Origin of the sequence: Pseudomonas sp. EA_105y_Pfl2_R69 (genome assembly GCF_963970915.1) — a bacterium.
Taxonomy (GTDB): domain Bacteria; phylum Pseudomonadota; class Gammaproteobacteria; order Pseudomonadales; family Pseudomonadaceae; genus Aquipseudomonas.
The window spans coordinates 1,185,777-1,202,064 of record NZ_CAXAOO010000001.1 but is presented as its reverse complement, the minus strand read 5'-3'; the positions used below and the strand labels follow the sequence as shown (position 1 = coordinate 1,202,064).

General features: G+C 64.2%; 14 protein-coding genes. 3 read left to right on the top strand and 11 right to left on the bottom strand.

Annotated elements, in window-relative coordinates; all coding sequences use genetic code 11:
• Nucleotides 1-66 precede the first annotated feature (66 nt).
• Together adk and ppc are read right to left on the bottom strand one after the other, a co-directional pair.
• Complete coding sequence (adk, locus tag AACY13_RS05220; RefSeq protein ID WP_339459773.1) at nucleotides 67-714, bottom strand: adenylate kinase; 648 nt, start codon at nucleotides 712-714, stop codon at nucleotides 67-69.
• A gap of 250 nt (nucleotides 715-964) precedes the next feature.
• Complete coding sequence (gene ppc / locus AACY13_RS05215; protein WP_339459771.1) at nucleotides 965-3,601, bottom strand: phosphoenolpyruvate carboxylase; 2,637 nt, start codon at nucleotides 3,599-3,601, stop codon at nucleotides 965-967.
• A 177-nt stretch (nucleotides 3,602-3,778) separates the two neighbouring features.
• On the opposite strand from ppc, the gene AACY13_RS05210 reads away from it, so the two are divergent.
• Complete coding sequence (locus AACY13_RS05210; protein ID WP_339459770.1) at nucleotides 3,779-4,123, top strand: pilin assembly protein; 345 nt, start codon at nucleotides 3,779-3,781, stop codon at nucleotides 4,121-4,123.
• An 84-nt stretch (nucleotides 4,124-4,207) separates the two neighbouring features.
• Here the strand turns inward: AACY13_RS05210 and AACY13_RS05205 are convergent, their stop codons facing one another.
• From AACY13_RS05205 to prfB, 7 genes are all read right to left on the bottom strand, one after another.
• On the bottom strand, nucleotides 4,208-4,531 hold the full coding sequence (locus tag AACY13_RS05205) for a hypothetical protein (RefSeq protein ID WP_339459768.1): 324 nt from the start codon (nucleotides 4,529-4,531) through the stop codon (nucleotides 4,208-4,210).
• Nucleotides 4,532-4,652: 121 nt separating this feature from the next.
• Nucleotides 4,653-5,402, bottom strand: a complete 750-nt coding sequence (locus AACY13_RS05200; protein ID WP_339459767.1) for a TIGR00266 family protein — start codon at nucleotides 5,400-5,402, stop codon at nucleotides 4,653-4,655.
• Nucleotides 5,403-5,534: 132 nt separating this feature from the next.
• The gene (locus tag AACY13_RS05195) at nucleotides 5,535-6,830 is read right to left on the bottom strand and encodes a flavohemoglobin expression-modulating QEGLA motif protein (RefSeq protein WP_339459766.1); all 1,296 of its coding nucleotides are present in this window, start codon (nucleotides 6,828-6,830) and stop codon (nucleotides 5,535-5,537) included.
• 52 nt (nucleotides 6,831-6,882) lie between these two features.
• On the bottom strand, nucleotides 6,883-7,434 hold the full coding sequence (locus AACY13_RS05190; RefSeq protein WP_339459764.1) for a hypothetical protein: 552 nt from the start codon (nucleotides 7,432-7,434) through the stop codon (nucleotides 6,883-6,885).
• 33 nt (nucleotides 7,435-7,467) lie between these two features.
• Nucleotides 7,468-8,178: a TetR/AcrR family transcriptional regulator gene (locus AACY13_RS05185; RefSeq protein ID WP_339460024.1), complete on the bottom strand. Its 711-nt coding sequence runs from the start codon at nucleotides 8,176-8,178 to the stop codon at nucleotides 7,468-7,470.
• Nucleotides 8,179-8,296: 118 nt separating this feature from the next.
• On the bottom strand, nucleotides 8,297-9,799 hold the full coding sequence (gene lysS, locus AACY13_RS05180) for a lysine--tRNA ligase (protein ID WP_339459762.1): 1,503 nt from the start codon (nucleotides 9,797-9,799) through the stop codon (nucleotides 8,297-8,299).
• Nucleotides 9,800-9,860: 61 nt separating this feature from the next.
• Nucleotides 9,861-10,956, bottom strand: a protein-coding gene (gene prfB / locus AACY13_RS05175; protein ID WP_339459761.1) for a peptide chain release factor 2 whose coding sequence is annotated in 2 segments (ribosomal slippage) — nucleotides 9,861-10,883 and nucleotides 10,885-10,956 — 1,095 coding nt in all. Because the reading frame shifts where the segments join, the coding sequence is not laid out codon by codon here.
• A 168-nt stretch (nucleotides 10,957-11,124) separates the two neighbouring features.
• On the opposite strand from prfB, the gene AACY13_RS05170 reads away from it, so the two are divergent.
• Nucleotides 11,125-12,786, top strand: coding sequence for a GGDEF domain-containing protein (locus AACY13_RS05170; RefSeq protein ID WP_339459759.1), 1,662 nt, complete (start codon nucleotides 11,125-11,127; stop codon nucleotides 12,784-12,786).
• Between the two features lie 4 nt (nucleotides 12,787-12,790).
• Here the strand turns inward: AACY13_RS05170 and AACY13_RS05165 are convergent, their stop codons facing one another.
• The gene (locus AACY13_RS05165) at nucleotides 12,791-14,431 is read right to left on the bottom strand and encodes a GMC family oxidoreductase (protein WP_339459758.1); all 1,641 of its coding nucleotides are present in this window, start codon (nucleotides 14,429-14,431) and stop codon (nucleotides 12,791-12,793) included.
• A 192-nt stretch (nucleotides 14,432-14,623) separates the two neighbouring features.
• A complete protein-coding gene (locus AACY13_RS05160) occupies nucleotides 14,624-15,346 on the bottom strand; it encodes a tellurite resistance TerB family protein (RefSeq protein WP_339459757.1) in 723 nt (240 codons plus the stop codon).
• Between the two features lie 257 nt (nucleotides 15,347-15,603).
• On the opposite strand from AACY13_RS05160, the gene AACY13_RS05155 reads away from it, so the two are divergent.
• On the top strand, nucleotides 15,604-16,272 hold the full coding sequence (locus AACY13_RS05155) for a transglutaminase-like cysteine peptidase (protein ID WP_339459755.1): 669 nt from the start codon (nucleotides 15,604-15,606) through the stop codon (nucleotides 16,270-16,272).
• Nucleotides 16,273-16,288: the final 16 nt, after the last annotated feature.

The window sequence follows — 16,288 nt, the reverse complement described above, 5'->3', positions numbered from 1 at the left end:
GCGCGCCAACCGCAGAAACGCCAACGGCCCGCAAAAGCGAGCCGTTGGCTGACTGCCGGCAGCTGCTTAGCTGAGCGCGGCGAGTACCTTGGCGGTGATTTCGTCCACCGAACCGACGCCGGCGATGGCGCTGTACTTCGGCGTGCCGTCGGCGGCGGCGAGCTTCTGGTAGAAGTCCACCAGCGGCTTGGTCTGCGAGTGGTAGACCGACAGGCGGTGACGCACGGTTTCTTCCTTGTCGTCTTCGCGCTGGATCAGCTCTTCACCGGTTTCGTCGTCAATGCCGGCGACTTGCGGTGGATTGTGCTCGGTGTGGTAGACCCGACCCGAAGCCGGATGCACACGGCGACCGGCGATACGACCGACGATTTCCTCGTCGTCGACGGCGATTTCCACCACGTGATCGATCTTCACGCCAGCCTGCTTGAGGGCTTCGGCCTGGGGAATGGTGCGCGGGAAGCCATCGAAGAGGAAGCCATTGGCGCAATCGGCCTGGCTGATGCGCTCCTTGACCAGGTTGATGATCAGGTCATCGGAGACCAGACCGCCGCTGTCCATCACGCTCTTGGCGAGCAAACCGAGCTCGGTGCCAGCCTTGACGGCAGCACGCAGCATGTCGCCGGTGGAGATTTGCGGAATACCAAATTTCTTGGTGATGAAACCAGCTTGGGTACCCTTACCGGCACCTGGCGCCCCCAGCAAAATCACGCGCATTGATGTGCTCCTCAAGATTCAAATAAAAATCGTCGGACTCGCCTCGTGGGGCCAATCTCAGAATGGTTCAGGCAAGTGGTCCCGCAGGGGGCGGCCAGATTGCCAAAGGCCGATCAAGATACACAGCGCACCCCCAGCGCACAAGCCACCGAAAGTCGGATAGAACTACGACCAAGGCAGCGTCGGATCACGCCTTGACCCAAGGCCTGCGCGCATTCGGCAGCAGGCCAGGGGGCCACGTCCTCGACCCTCAACCGGTGTTGCGCAAACCCGCGGCAATGCCCGCCACACTGACCAGCAGGGCCTGTTCCAGAGGGCTGTCGGCCTGGTTCTCGCGCTGCCTGGCGCGGGCCAGCAGCTCGGCCTGAAGCAGATGCAGGGGGTCCAGGTAGGTATTGCGCACACTGATCGATGCCAGGGTCTCGGGGCTGTGTCCGAGCAACTGCGACTGCCCGGTCAACCCCAGCACTGCGGCCACCGCCTGCGACAATAAGCCGCGTAAATGTTCGCCCAGGGGCTGCAATTGCGGCTCGACCAGGCGCTCGTCATAGAGCCGGGCGATGGCCTCATCGGCCTTGGCCAGGACCATTTCCAGCATATCGATACGGGTGCGGAAGAACGGCCAGTGCTCACGCATCTGCGCCAGCAACTCGCCTTCGCCGCGTTTCAGGGCATTGCCCAGGGCGTATTCCCAGCCCAGCCAGGCTGGCAACATCAGCCGGGTCTGGGTCCAGGCGAAGATCCAGGGAATCGCGCGCAGGCTCTCCACCCCGCCCGCGCGGCGCTTGGCCGGGCGACTGCCCAGGGGCAGGCGGCCGAGTTCCTGTTCCGGGGTGGCCTGGCGAAAATACTCGACGAACTGCGGGTGCTCGCGCACCACGCCGCGGTAGGCGCTGACGCCATCGGCGGCCAGCTTGTCCATCAAGTCGCGCCAGCCCGGCTCCGGGCTGGGCGGCGGCAACAGGGTGGCTTCCAGCACGGCGGCCAGGTAGAGATTGAGGTTCTGCTCGGCAATATCCGGCAGGCCGAACTTGAAGCGGATCATCTCGCCCTGCTCGGTGGTGCGGAAGCGCCCCGCCACCGAACCCGGCGGCTGCGAGAGGATCGCCGCATGGGCCGGGCCGCCGCCGCGACCGACCGTACCGCCGCGACCGTGGAACAGCAGCAGCTCGACCTGGTTATCGCGGCACACCTGGACCAGGGTTTCCTGGGCGCGGTACTGGGCCCAGGCCGCGGCGGTGGTGCCGGCGTCCTTGGCCGAGTCGGAGTAGCCGATCATCACCTCCTGCGGGCCGTGCAGGCGCGCGCGGTAACCATGCAGGCCGAGCAGGCGGCTGATCACCGGGCCGGCGTTATCCAGATCGGCGAGGGTCTCGAACAGCGGTACCACGCGGATCGGCCGCTGCAAGCCAGCCTCCTTGAGCAGCAGCTGCACAGCCAGCACATCGGACGCCGCGCCGGCCATGGAGATCACGTAGGAACCCAGTGACGCCGCCGGGGCGTTGGCCACTTCGCGGCAGGTGGCCAGCACCTCTTCGGTTTCGCCGCTGGGCTTGAAATGCCCGGGCAGCAGCGGCCGGCGGTTTTCCAGCTCGGCCAGGAGAAAGGCCACCCGGGCCTCTTCGTCCCATTCGGCATAACGCCCCAGGCCCAGGTACTCGGTGATTTCGCTCATGGCCGCGGCATGCCGGCTGGCGTCCTGGCGCACATCCAGGCGCAGCAGGAACAGGCCGAAGGTGGCGGCGCGGCGCAGGCAGTCGAGCAGCGGGCCGTCGGCGATCACGCCCATGCCGCAGGCGTGCAGCGACTGGTAGCAGAGGGTCAGGGGCTCGAGCAGCTCGCGGTTGTCCTGCAAGACCGCCGCCGGAGCCTCCAGGCGCTCGGCCAGGGCCGCCTGAGCCCAGCTACGGGTGGCACGCAGACGCTCGCGCAACTGTTTGAGCAGACTGCGGTAGGGCTCGGCGCTGGCCCCAACCCGCGCCAGCAGCTCGGGACTGGCCTGCTGCATGGACAGCGAGGCGGCCAGTTGGTCGATATCGCGCAGGTACAGATCGGCAGCCATCCAGCGCGCCAGCAGCAACACTTCGCGGGTCACCGCGGCGGTGACATTGGGGTTGCCGTCACGGTCGCCGCCCATCCAGGAGGCGAAGCGGATCGGCGCGGCATCCAGCGGCAAATGGAAGCCGGTAGCCGCATGCAGGGCCTGGTCGGCCTTGCGCATCACGTTCGGCAGGGCATGCCAGAGCGAATGCTCGATCACCGCAAAGCCCCATTTGGCCTCGTCTACCGGGCTGGGCCGGCTGCGGCGGATTTCCTCGGTATGCCAGGCCTCGGCGATCAGTCGGTGCAGGCGCTGCCTGACCGCCTCGCGCTCGGCCAGCGACAGATCGCTGTGATCGCCGGCCGCCAGTTCTTCGGCGATGGCGTCGTATTTCTGGATCAGGGTACGCCGCGCCACTTCGGTGGGGTGGGCGGTCAGCACCAGTTCGATATCCAGGCGACCGAACTGCCGGGCCAGGGCCTCGCCGCCCTGACCATTGGCCAGCAGGCGCTGCAGCAGACCGGCCAGCACGCTGGCCTCGAAGGGTTCCGCCTCGTCGGGCCCGCGACGGCGCACCCGGTGATACTGCTCGGCGATATTGGCCAGGTTGAGAAACTGGTTGAAGGCGCGCGCCACCGGCAGCAATTCGTCATCGTCGAGCTGATTGAGGGTCGCACTGAGCTGTTCGGCCCCGGCCGCCGAGCCACGCCGTGCACCCTTGGCCCCCTTGCGGATGCGCTCGATCTTGTCGAGAAAGGCGGCACCGCGCTGGCTGCGGATGGTCTCCCCCAATAGCTCGCCGAGCTGATGCACCTCTTCACGCAAACGCGCGTCGATTTCTGCCATGACTGCTGCCTCACTGATCCCGGGAACCCAAGAGTGCCCAGCGCGGCAACTTCTTACAAGGGCGCGACTCCAACTGCATGAAGGCTTAACCGCGGTCTAGGCTTTGCTTGAGAGCACCCGGACGAACCATCGATCGCCCCTAGCGGCCTTGCACACAGGGGCCAAGGACTATCCAGCATGAAGATTCGCGAACTAGTGAGTACCTGGGAAGAACAGGCCACGGGCCGTCTGACGCCGACGACCTACCATATCCATCTCGATCTGGAGTCGGCGGCGCGCATTGCCGCCCTGTGCGAGATGTACCCCAAACGCGGCCCGCAGGAGCTGCTGGGCGAACTGATAGGCGCAGCCCTGGAGGAACTGGAAGCTAGCATGCCTTATGTGCAGGGCAGCCAGGTGGTGGCCACCGACGAGCAAGGCGACCCGCTCTACGAAGACATCGGCCCGACCCCGCGCTTTCTCGCCCTGGCGCGCAAATACCTGCACGAGCTCAACGACCAGCCGGACAGCAGCAGCCACTAAAGGGCGCTCGGACTCTTACAGGGGGCACCCGCCCTGCGGGATCGTGGCAATCGCAGCTAGCCTGACGCACTCAGCGGCTGCGGATTACTGACTGGCTGCGGCAGCCTGTTCGCCGGTGCAGCGCACGGCCTGCTTGCGCTGGTCGATCAGCACGCCGCTCAGCCCCTTCTGCTGCAGATCGAACAGCACCAGTACGCCATCGACGCACTGCGCCACCTGGCTGGCCGGCTTCAACGACACCTTGTAGTCCTCGCCGGGAATGGTCTTGAGCATGGTGAACTCGGACAGCAACAGCGCGTCTTCCGGCTCGGCGATATGCAGGTAGCCGTAGTAGCCGAGCGTCGCCACAGTGGCGCAGACGCTGGCAATGGCGGTAAGGATCAGGGGGATGGGATTCAGTTCGCTCATTACAGACTCTCAGGATTGAAAACGTCGGCTGGCACCGCGCCGCTCGCCCGCTACAGGGGGCGACACCGACAACCGCAGGCCGCGCAGCTTGATACAAAGCTCGGCGGCTTGCAAAGGCCTGCTACTCCTTGCCACCGGCGCGCACTTCCTCCCGAGCCTTGAAGGTGGCCTCGTAGACACGTTCGGCCAGGCGCGAAAACGGCAGGCTCTGCACCCAGACCGTGCCGCTGCCCTTGAGCGTCGCCAGGAAAATCCCCTCGCCGCCGAACAGCATGCTCTTCAGGCCGCCGGCCAGACCGATGTCGTAGTCAATGCCCTGGGTAAAGGCCACCAGACAGCCAGTGTCCAGACGCAGGGTTTCGTTGCGCAGCTCCTTGCGAATCACCGTGCCGCCGGCATGCACGAAGACCAGGCCGTCGCCCTCGAGCTTCTGCAGGATAAAGCCCTCGCCGCCAAAGAAGCCGGCCCCCAGACGCTTGTTGAAACTAATACCGACCGCAGTGCCATGGGCGGCGCAGAGAAAGGCGTCCTTCTGGCAGATCAGGCTGCCGCCGTGCTCGGCCAACCGGATCGGCACCACGGTGCCCGGATAAGGCGCGGCGAACGCCACCCGCGCCTGGCTTTTGCCGGCATTGGAGAAGTGCGTCATAAACAGCGATTCGCCGGTCAGCATGCGCTTGCCCATGCTCCACAGCTTGCCCAGCACGCCCGTGGCCGAGCCATCGCCCATGCGCGTTTCGAAACGCACGCCGTCGGTCATGTAGTTCATCGTCCCGGCCTCGGCGATCACCGTCTCGCCCGGGTCGAGGATGATCTCCACGCTCTGCGCCGAAGCACCGAGGATTTCGTAGTCGAGTTGATGGCTAGGCATGGGAAGCTCCTGGCAATGCGGGAAAATCGCCCCGGATTGCATCCGGGCTACGGTTCACCTATTGAAGGGCTAGGAACGTCACGAGCGAAGGTCAGGTCGTGCGCAACGCCGCATGACCGAGCGCAGTAGCTCCTAGAGGATATTGGCGTAGTCGGCTTCGATCCGGTCCAGACTCAAATGATTGAGGAAGTTGGAGAAGCACATCCAGGCCGACAGCGAGTTGAGGTCGCTGAATTGCGGCGGCAGGAATTTGGGCGGCGTCACCAGGCCCTCGTCCACCAGCTGGCGCAGGGTGCGCATGTCTTCCAGGGTGGTCTTGCCACAGAACAGCAGGGGAATCTGCTCCAGCTTGCCCTTGCGCACGGCCAGCTGGATGTAGTTGTAGACCATGATAAAACCCTTCAGGTAGGACAGATCCTTGGTGAAAGGCATGCCGTTGGGGGTCGAACCGCGGAACACCCGATTGGCGTTGCTGTAACTGTCTTCCTGACTAAAACCCTGTTCGCGGTAGAAGTCGAACACCTGGAGGAAATCCGCGCCCTCCTCGGCCATATGAATGGCGCGGGTGCGGTTGGTCAGTTTGCGCAGGCGGGTCGGGTAGGAGGCGAAGGCGATCACCTCCATCAGGATCGCCAGGCCTTCCTGGGTCACGGTGGAGGATGGCGGGCCCTTTGACAGAAAGGTGCAGACCGGCTGATTGAGGCCGTTGAGGGTGGTGGCCACATGCACCAGGCCTTCGTGGACTTCCAGGGCCTTGACGTCGCGCTCGTTGAAGGTGGCGTCGCTGCGGATTTTGATGTAGTCGGCACCGGCGGCGGCATCGGCGAGGATACCGTCGGATTCGAACACCCGGATGGTGCTCTCTTCCTCGCCGAACACCTTGTTCAGCCGCCGTTGCAGCATGTCCACGGCTTCCTTGGCATTCAGATTCTTGGGCTCGTCCTTGAGATCGCCGCGCTTGTCGATGTTATTGAGAAAGTCGGAGAACATCAGGCCCAGATCGGCCAGGGTCGGGTCACCGGCGTGGAAAGCATCCGAGGCCGCGCCGTAGAGCTCCTGGGAGATCAGGCCGAAGTCCTCGGTACCGCGGGCCTCGAGCATGCGGATAACCATGCGATATTCGCGGCACATGCGCCGCATGATCTGCCCGACCGGATTGAACTGGCCGAGCTGGCGGGTGACGTCGCGCTCGATATTCTGGAATTCCAGCTTCTTGGCCGCTGCATCGAAGGCCAGCGGGCGGTTCTGGTAATAGCCGCGGTCGACTGCCGGCAGCTGCCGGCCCTTGTGCTTGAGAAACTCGGCGCGCACGCTGTCGTCCCACTTCACCGCATCCAGCACGCGGATCGGCGTCTGCGCCTCGACAATCCGCTCGGACAATGCCCGTACGATCAACTGGTAGTCGTCCAACCCTGCCTGGCTATTCATGCTTGCCCCATATCCGTCCAGCGGGTCGCCGAAACACCACCCGTCAATCCTCTCAATCACCTACGCGCTGATAGCGCGCGACTTCGATAAACACGTCGGTATTGGCCTGGTCGTCGAGGTAGGCGAACACCAGGCTCAGCGGACTGGTGACCAGCACGCCATCGCCCTGACCGCTGTCGAACACCTCGCCCTCCAGGGTGCCGGCTTCCAGCTCCTGCATGATGCGGTCGACGTCCAGGTTGTAGAGCACCAACTCGCCGTCGCTGGTCAGCTCGAAACCGGCGATGGCGAAGTTCGCCCCCAGGCTTTTCGGCAAGCCCGCCGACAGGTACCAGCGGCGACCATGGTGAGCCACGGTAAAGCCGTATTCTTCCAGGCTGTCGAAGTTATCCGGACTGCCCACATAAGACTGCGCCTTGTACAGGTTGGAGCCGGCACGACTGATCTGCAGGTACAGCTGCTCGCCCCATTCGTTCTTGCGCGCCCACTCGCCCAGCAAGGGAATGGGGGCCGCCTCGTTGGCCGGGATCGGGTCTTTGAAGGTGACCAGACAGCCACTCAGCAACAGGAAAGACAGGGCAAACAACAGGTGCCAAGCCTTCATCAAACTCTCCTTGTGGATGCGCAAGCGCGGGGCTCAGAGCCCCAGCACCAGATGCATATAACGTTTAAGAATGGCCAACATATCCTCGCTGTCCAGATGTTCTACACCATCGAGCAGGCCCTGATACTCCATGCGCACAATAATCGCCGTCAATAGCGTGGCATCCTGCTCTGGCTGCTGCGAACCCAGCACCTGAAAAAAGTGCGTGACCCCCTGCTGCAGAATCTGCCGATGGGCCCGCACCAGCTCGTGCAGGCGCGGGTTGAGCAGGGCTTCCTGCTGAAAGGCCTGCTCGGCCAGCAGATGCTCGCGGCGGTTGAGCAACTGGTTGCGCACATACTCCACTGCCAGCCGGGCGATCTCGTTCGCCAGCCGCCGCCGCGCCTCGACGCTGCCATCGAGCTGGCTGACCTGTTGCTGCAACAGGCCCTGGGTGCTGTTCCAGAAGTGCGCCATATGGGCGGCGCTACGCTCGACGAACTGGGCGAAGGTATCGGTGATCAGGTCATCGATATCCTTGAAGTAATAGGTGGTGGCCGACAGCGGCACCGCTGCCTCGGCCGCCACCGCCCGGTGGCGCACGGCGCGCACGCCCTCGCGCACGATAAGGCGCATGGCCGCGTCGAGAATCGCCTGGCGTCGCTGCTCGCTGCCCTGGCGGCTGGCCTTGCGCCCCTGATACTGAACACTTTCGGCGACGGCGTTGGCCACATGGGTGGCGCTTTCCTGGGCAGTATTGGGCATCACGACTGGGCATTCCTCTCTGGCACGTGAAGGGGCTCTTCACTCTTTAGTCCGTTAACAGCCAAAAACAATCCTATTGCGAGCAATAAAAAGCCGCCCGTAGGCGGCTTCAAGGCGGTCAGGCCTGCGGGCGCATGTGCGGGAAGAGGATCACGTCGCGGATCGACGGGGCATTGGTCAGCAGCATCACCAGGCGGTCGATGCCGATGCCTTCGCCGGCAGTCGGCGGCATGCCGTATTCCAGGGCGCGAACGAAGTCGGCGTCGTAGTGCATGGCCTCATCGTCGCCGGCGTCCTTGTCGGCCACCTGGGCCATAAAGCGCTCGGCCTGGTCTTCCGCATCGTTCAGCTCGGAGTAGGCGTTGGCGATTTCACGGCCACCGATAAACAGCTCGAAGCGGTCGGTGACGCTTTGATCGTCGTCGCTGCGACGGGCCAGCGGCGAGACTTCGAACGGATAGCGGGTGATGAAGTGCGGCTGCTCCAGCTTGTGCTCGACCAGCTCTTCGAAAATCATCACCTGCAGCTTGCCCAGGCCTTCGAAGCCGAGCACCTTGGCCCCGGCCTTCTTGGCAATTTCGCGGGCCCGGTCTATATCGGTCAGGTCGGCGGCGGTCAGCTCGGGGTTGTACTTGAGGATCGAGTCGAACACCGACAGACGCACGAAGGGCTCGCCGAAGTGGAACACCTTGTCGCCGTAGGGCACGTCGGTCGTGCCCAGTACCAGCAGGGCCAGCTCGCGGAACAGCTCCTCGGTGAGGTCCATGTTGTCTTCGTAGTCGGCGTAGGCCTGGTAGAACTCGAGCATGGTGAACTCGGGGTTGTGCCGGGTCGAGACGCCTTCGTTACGGAAGTTGCGGTTGATCTCGAAGACCTTCTCGAAGCCGCCAACCACCAGGCGCTTGAGGTACAGCTCCGGGGCGATACGCAGGAACATCTGCATGTCCAGAGCGTTGTGGTGGGTCTCGAACGGCTTGGCCGCCGCGCCGCCGGGGATGGTCTGCAACATCGGTGTTTCCACTTCGAGGAAGTCGCGCTGCATCAGGAAGCTGCGGATATGGGCGATCACCTGGGAGCGCACGCGGAAGGTCTCGCGCACCTCCTCGTTGACCATCAGGTCGACGTAGCGCTGGCGGTAGCGCTGTTCGGTGTCGGTCAGGCCGTGGTGCTTGTCCGGCAGCGGACGCAGCGACTTGGTCAGCAGGCGTACCTCGGTCATTTCCACGTACAGGTCGCCCTTGCCGGAACGGGCCAGGGTACCGACGGCGGCGATGATGTCGCCCATGTCCCAGTGCTTGATCTCGGCGAGTTTTTCTTCCGCCAGGGTCTTGCGGTTGACGTAGACCTGGATGCGCCCGCTCATGTCCTGGATGACCATAAAGGAGCCGCGGTTGAGCATGATGCGACCGGCGACCTTGACCGGGATGGCGGCTTCGGCCAGCTCTTCCTTGGTCTTGTCGGCGTACTGTTTCTGCAAATCCGCGCAGTAGCTGTCGCGACGGAAATCGTTGGGGAAGGCGTTGCCCTGCTCACGCGCGGCGGCAAGCTTTTCCTTGCGCAGGGCAATCAGCTTGTTTTCTTCCTGCAGCAGTTCGTGGTGGTCGAGTTGTTGGTCGCTCATGGTCATCAAGTTCCGTCACTGATTCGTTCCCTCTGCCCGGCGGGAGAGGGAGTGAAATGTCTTACAGCCCCTGCTTCAGGCTGGCCACCAGGTACTCGTCGATATCGCCGTCGAGCACGTTGACGCAATCGCTACGTTCGACACTGGTGCGCAGATCCTTGATCCGCGACTGGTCGAGCACATAGGAGCGGATCTGGTGCCCCCAGCCGATATCCGACTTGGTGTCTTCCAGCGCTTGCGAGGCGGCGTTGCGCTTCTGCACTTCCTGCTCGTACAACCTGGCCCGCAGCATTTTCATGGCGGTGTCCTTGTTGGCGTGCTGGGAGCGCTCGTTCTGGCAGCTGACCACGGTGTTGGTCGGCACGTGGGTAATCCGCACCGCCGAGTCGGTGGTGTTGACGTGCTGACCACCGGCACCTGATGAACGATAGGTGTCGATGCGCAGATCGGCCGGGTTGATCTCGATCTCGATGTTGTCGTCGATTTCCGGCGAGACGAACACCGCGGTAAACGAGGTGTGGCGACGGTTGCCGGAGTCGAACGGGCTCTTGCGCACCAGGCGGTGCACGCCGATCTCGGTGCGCAGCCAGCCAAAGGCGTACTCGCCCTTGATATGCAGGGTCGCGCCCTTGATCCCGGCGACTTCGCCGGCGGACAGCTCCATGATGGTGGCATCGAAGCCGCGCTTGTCGGCCCAGCGCAGGTACATGCGCAGCAGCATATTGGCCCAGTCCTGGGCTTCGGTGCCGCCGGAGCCGGCCTGGATATCCAGGTAGGCGTTGTTGGCGTCCATCTCGCCGCTGAACATGCGGCGGAATTCCATCTTCTCGAGGATATCGCGCAGGCGCTCGACCTCGGCCGCGACATCGTCGACGGCCCCCTGGTCTTCTTCTTCGGCGGCCATCTGCAGCAGGTCGCGGGAATCGGCCAGGCTGCTATTGAGGTCGTCGAGGGTGTCGACGATCAGCGCCAGGGAGGCACGCTCACGCCCCAGATTCTGGGCGTATTCGGGGTTGTTCCAGACGTTCGGGTCTTCGAGCTCGCGGTTTACTTCGACCAGCCGATCATGTTTGTGATCGTAGTCAAAGATACCCCCGAATAGTCAGGGTGCGCTCGGACAGGTCCTTGATGCTGTTCAGGATCGGGTTGATTTCCATGGCTGGCGGCACTCGCAGGTCAAACTTTCGGAAAAGCCGGCGAGTATACCTCAGTCGAGCCCCCCTGGCAGCCCGTAATCGCCGTACGTCACACGGACAGGGACCGGCGCGCCCCTATAATTGGACATCTCGCTACAATGCCCACCCGCTCATAGGAACCTGGTGCCCATGCGTTCATCGCACAGTCTGCGCAGCCGTTTCGCCATCCTGATCGCCTTGCTGGTTTCGGCCCTGAGCTGGATGCTCGGCACCCTGATTGGCCAGGATTCCAGCCAGCGTATCCGCGAGGAAGTCGGCCGCGACCTGGCCGAAGTGTCCGTTATGATGGTCGACCGCCTGGATCGCGATATGCAGAGCCGCGCCGGCATGCTCCAGGTACTCGGTCAGCTGCGCGCCCTCAGCGCGGCCAACGACCTCGGCGAAGTGCGTCGCCTGCTCGACCGTCTGCAGGTGGAGTTCCCCAGCATTGCCTGGATTGGCTTCACCGACGCCGCGGGCAAGGTCCAGGCATCGAGCAACGGCATCCTCGAAGGCGTCAGCATTGCCCAGCGCCCGGTTTATCTGGAGGGCAAGCAGGGCCTGTTTATCGGCGATGTGCACGAAGCCGTGCTGCTCGCCAAGCTGCTGCCCAACCCGAGCGGCGAGGCGATGAAATTCGTCGATATCAGCCTGCCGGTTCATGGCCCGGCGGGCGACTTGGTCGGCGTGCTGGCATCGCACCTGTCCTGGGGCTGGGCCGACGAGGTGCGCCTATCGATCCTCGAGCCGATCCAGCAGCGGCGCAATGTCGAGTTTTTCGTCATAGGCGCAGACCGCACGGTGCTTTTGGCCCCCAAGGAGATGATCGGCCAGCGCCTACACCTGCCCGCCCTGAATGCGCTGCTCAACAATCAGGGCGACTGGGCTGTGCAGGAGTGGCCGGACGGCAAGCATTACCTCACCGGCCTGGCCACCAGCCAGGGCTACAAGGACTATCCCGGCCTGGGCTGGACCGTGATTGCACGCCAGTCGCTGGATGAAGCCTACGCCCCCGCCCGCGAGCTGACTTACCACATCCTGCTCTGGGGCAGTGGCCTGGCGCTGCTATTCGCATTCCTCGGCTGGCTGCTCGCAGGCTATTTCACCCGCCCGCTGAGCCAGATCGCGCAAGCGGCGGACCGCCTCAGCGCCGGCGAGATCAGCGAGATACCAGACCTGCAAGGCACCCGTGAAATCAAACTGCTCAGCCACTCGATTCGCCATCTGGTGGAAAGCCTGACCCACCAGCAGAACGCCCTGGGTGCCATGGAAACCCTGGCCCACCATGACCGCTTGACCGGTCTGCCGAACCGGGTCGCCCTGGAAAACTACCTGCCCCGCGCCCAGCAACGCTGCCGAGCCAACCATAGCTGCCTGGCACTGCTCTATTTGGACCTGGATGGTTTCAAGCCTATCAACGACCAGTTTGGCCACGCGACCGGCGATCAGCTCCTGCGCGAGGTTGCCATCCGCTTGCGCGACTGCCTGCGCGAGGGCGACTTGGTGGCCCGCCTGGGCGGCGACGAATTCCTGATGCTCCTGCAGGTGCCCGGCAGCGATGCCAAGGCCCAGACCCGACTGATTGCCCAACGCACCCTGGCTGCCCTGCAGGCACCGCTCACCCTCAACGGCCAACTGATGCAGATCGGCTGCAGCATTGGCGGCGCGCTCTGGCCACTGGACAGCGCACAGATTGAAACCGCCCTGGAGCTGGCCGACCAGGCGCTGTACCGGGCCAAGCATGCGGGCAAGAACTGCGCGGCCTTCCATGACCAGGCCGAGCCAACCCCGAGCGCGCCCCAAAACGACTAGTCACCTACACGACCAGTGCCTGGCGCTCCGCCCCGGCAACAGCCCTGGGCGCGAGGATCATTTCGGCGGCCTTCTCGGCAATCATCAGCACCGGCGAGCAGGTATTGCCCGAAACGATGTTCGGCATGATCGAGGCATCGGCGATGCGCAGCCCCGGCACGCCATGCACGCGCAGCTGCGCATCGACCACGGCATCGCGGCCCTGGCCCATCTTGCAGGTGCCCACCGGATGGAAAATCGTCGTACCGATTTCCCCCGCCGCCCGCTGCAGATCCGCCTCGCTCTGATAACTCGGCCCCGGCTTGTATTCCTCCGGTTTGAAGGCCGCCAGGGCCGGTGCCGCGACGATGCGCCGGGTCAGACGAATGGCATCGGCGGCCACCTGCAGGTCGCGAGGATCGCTCAGGTAATTGGGCTGGATCAGCGGCGCGGCGGCGACCTCCAGCGAGCGGATCTCGACCCTGCCGCGACTGTAGGGCCGCAGGTTGCACACCGAGGCGGTAAAGGCTGGGAAGCCATGCAGCGGCTCGCCGAAACGCTCCAGCGACAGCGGCTGCACGTGATATTGCAGGTTGGCCGAAGGTTGTTCGGCACTGGAGCGGGCAAACGCACCCAACTGGCTCGGTGCCATGGCCAACGGCCCGCTGCGCTTGAACAGGTACTCCAGGCCCATGCCCAGCTTGCCCCAGGGGCTGGCGACGAGCCGATTGAGGGTGGGCACTCCGCTGACCTTGTAGATCAGGCGCAGTTGCAGGTGATCCTGCAGATTCTCGCCGACCCCGGCCAGCTCATGCTGCACACCGACGCCCAGGCGCTGCAATAACGGTCGCGGGCCGATGCCCGAGCGCTGCAGCAGTGCCGGCGTACCTATAGAGCCGGCGCAGAGAATGATTTCACGGCGCGCCCCGATCTGCAGCTCACGGCCCCGCCACTGCAGCCTGAGGGCACTGGCGCGACCATCGGCCAGCACCACCCGCTGCACCACCGCATCGGTCAGCACGCGCAGATTGGGACGCTGGCGGATATCGCGAAGGAAGGCCTTGGAGGCATTCCAGCGCACGCCGCGGCGCTGATTGACCTGAAAGTAGCTGCAACCCTCGTTATCGCCGCCGTTGAAATCCTCGATGCTGGCGATGCCGCTCTGCTCGGCCGCCTGGCGAAAGGCTTCCAGCACCTGCCAGGACAGGCGCTGGCGCTCGACTCGCCACTCCCCCGCCGCACCGTGCAGCGCGCTGCCGCCGTCGTAGTGATTTTCCGTGCGTTTGAATAACGGCAGGACATCATCCCAGGCCCAACCGGGATTGCCGGCCGCCGCCCAAGCATCGTAGTCGCGGGCCTGGCCGCGCATATAGATCATGCCGTTGATCGAGGAGCTGCCGCCGAGCACCCGCCCCCGCGGGTACTTCAGTGCCCGTCCGTTCAGGCCGGGTTCGGCCGCGGTGTCATAGCACCAGTCGGTGCGCGGGTTGCCGATGCAATAGAGGTAGCCGACCGGAATATGAATCCACGGATAGTTGTCACGCCCGCCGGCCTCCAGCAGCAACACCCGCACCGCGGGGTCCGCCGACAGCCGATTGGCCAATAGACACCCGGCCGGACCGGCCCCCACGATCAGGTAGTCGTAGCTGTCCAGGGGATCCTGCATCGGCGACCTCACTGTCATCAGTACTGTGGAATGGACAACAGCCTAGCCGCTCAACTTCCCGAGCGGCATGATCTTTTGGTCTGAGATAGATGCGGTGAATGACAACACCCGATGCGCCACCGGAGGCTTTTGTAGCCTGGATGAAATCCAGGGCCCGCCTCTCCCGGATTGCATCCGGGCTACCGGGCGGCATCAGCCGGCGTTTAGCTCCACCCGTACCTGGGCCTCCAGCTCGCCCTTCAAGGCGGGGTCGAGCTTGAGCTGACGAGCCAGCTCCTCCAGGTAGGCACGCTCCATAAAGTGCTCCTCGTCGACCATCAGCACGCTGGCGATATACATCTCGGCGGCCATTTCCGGGGTACTGGCCGCGCGCGCCACTTCCGCCGGGTCGAGCGGCTTGTTCAACTCGGCCTCGAGCCAGTGCTGCAGTTCGGCATCCTGGGTCAGCTTGGCGAGTTCGCCTTCGATCAACTGGCGCTCCCGCGCATCGACGTGACCATCGGCCTTGGCGGCGGCCACCAGGGCCTTGAGAATTGCCTGGCTATGCTGCTCGACCTGGGCCGCCGGCAGGCGATCCAGGGTCTGCGGCTCGCCCTGCGGAGCGGCGGCCTGCTGCGCCTGCCAATTTCCATAGGCCTTGTACGCAATCACCCCCAGCGCGGCCAGACCGCCATAGGTCAGGGCCTTGCCGCCCAGTTTGCGTGCGCTCTTGTTGCCCAGCAGCAGGCCCATGGCCCCGGCCGCCAGCGCGCCCCCCGTCGCCCCGGACAACAGGCCGCCCAGGCCGCCGCCGCTACCCAGCAGGCCACCCAGGCCAGCCGGAGCCGAGCCTCGGGCCGAAGACTGGCCGCCCTGCTTTTGCAGCATGTCCTGACCGGATTTAAGTAACTGATCGAGCAATCCACGGGTATTCATGCAAGCGTTCTCCAGATAGGTAGGCACCTCAACAGACCGACTTTACAAGCAGTGGTTGCGGGCTTCAGCAAATCGAGTGCTGCACGATATTGCTGCGCCAGCGGCTGTTCGTCGGTTAACCGTCACAAAACATGTCAAATAGTGGACGCCATCACATATCCTCGGTGGCTGATCAGTATTTGACGCCGGTAGGATGGCGACACATAACAAATCTATGGCCAAAGGCTATCAAGTGCCTGAGCCGGGAATCCGCCCCCATGCTTCTATCGACCCTGCGCCTGTACCTCAAGCCCCTTGCCGGCCTGCTGCTGGGCGGCTGGCTGCTTGGCCCACTGGCCGCGGCGCAGGCCAGCTCCCAGGGCAGCGCACTAGCCGACGCCCAGAGCGCGACGCGCCTGGCCAGCTGGCAGCTGCTGCTGGAAAGTGCCAGGGGCGAGGATGATCGTGCCCTGCTGGAGCGGGTCAACCGCTTCGTCAACCGCTCGGTGAGCTTTGTCAGCGACCAGCAGACCTGGGGCCAGCAGGACTACTGGGCCACTCCGACGCAGACCCTGGAGCGGGGCCTTGGCGACTGCGAAGACTTCGCCATCGCCAAATATTTCAGCCTGGTGCGCATGGGCGTGCCAAGCGAGAAGTTGCGCCTGACCTTCGTCAAGGCGCTCAAGCAAAACCAGGCCCATATGGTGCTGGCCTACTACCCGAGCCCCAGCGCCCAGCCGCTGATTCTCGACAACCTCGAACCCGCTATCCGCCCCGCCAGCGAGCGCCGCGACCTGCTGCCGGTGTATTCCTTCAACGATCTGGGGGTGTTTCTGGCCAAGGCTCCGCAGCGCGTCAGCCAGCCGCCCCGGTTTCTCGCGCGCTGGAGCGAGCTGACCGAGCGGGCCATGGCCGATGGCTCGGTACCTACAACACCACGCGGCTAAATCCTTCCTAAAGCAG

Excerpts from the sequence above, each read along its gene's own strand:
- adk (WP_339459773.1), bottom strand. The coding sequence starts at position 714 with ATGCGCGTGATTTTGCTGGGGGCGCCAGGTGCCGGTAAGGGTACCCAA.
- ppc (WP_339459771.1), bottom strand. The coding sequence starts at position 3,601 with ATGGCAGAAATCGACGCGCGTTTGCGTGAAGAGGTGCATCAGCTCGGC.
- AACY13_RS05210 (WP_339459770.1), top strand. The coding sequence starts at position 3,779 with ATGAAGATTCGCGAACTAGTGAGTACCTGGGAAGAACAGGCCACGGGC.
- AACY13_RS05205 (WP_339459768.1), bottom strand. The coding sequence starts at position 4,531 with ATGAGCGAACTGAATCCCATCCCCCTGATCCTTACCGCCATTGCCAGC.
- AACY13_RS05200 (WP_339459767.1), bottom strand. The coding sequence starts at position 5,402 with ATGCCTAGCCATCAACTCGACTACGAAATCCTCGGTGCTTCGGCGCAG.
- AACY13_RS05195 (WP_339459766.1), bottom strand. The coding sequence starts at position 6,830 with ATGAATAGCCAGGCAGGGTTGGACGACTACCAGTTGATCGTACGGGCA.
- AACY13_RS05190 (WP_339459764.1), bottom strand. The coding sequence starts at position 7,434 with ATGAAGGCTTGGCACCTGTTGTTTGCCCTGTCTTTCCTGTTGCTGAGT.
- AACY13_RS05185 (WP_339460024.1), bottom strand. The coding sequence starts at position 8,178 with ATGCCCAATACTGCCCAGGAAAGCGCCACCCATGTGGCCAACGCCGTC.
- lysS (WP_339459762.1), bottom strand. The coding sequence starts at position 9,799 with ATGAGCGACCAACAACTCGACCACCACGAACTGCTGCAGGAAGAAAAC.
- AACY13_RS05170 (WP_339459759.1), top strand. The coding sequence starts at position 11,125 with ATGCGTTCATCGCACAGTCTGCGCAGCCGTTTCGCCATCCTGATCGCC.
- AACY13_RS05165 (WP_339459758.1), bottom strand. The coding sequence starts at position 14,431 with ATGCAGGATCCCCTGGACAGCTACGACTACCTGATCGTGGGGGCCGGT.
- AACY13_RS05160 (WP_339459757.1), bottom strand. The coding sequence starts at position 15,346 with ATGAATACCCGTGGATTGCTCGATCAGTTACTTAAATCCGGTCAGGAC.
- AACY13_RS05155 (WP_339459755.1), top strand. The coding sequence starts at position 15,604 with ATGCTTCTATCGACCCTGCGCCTGTACCTCAAGCCCCTTGCCGGCCTG.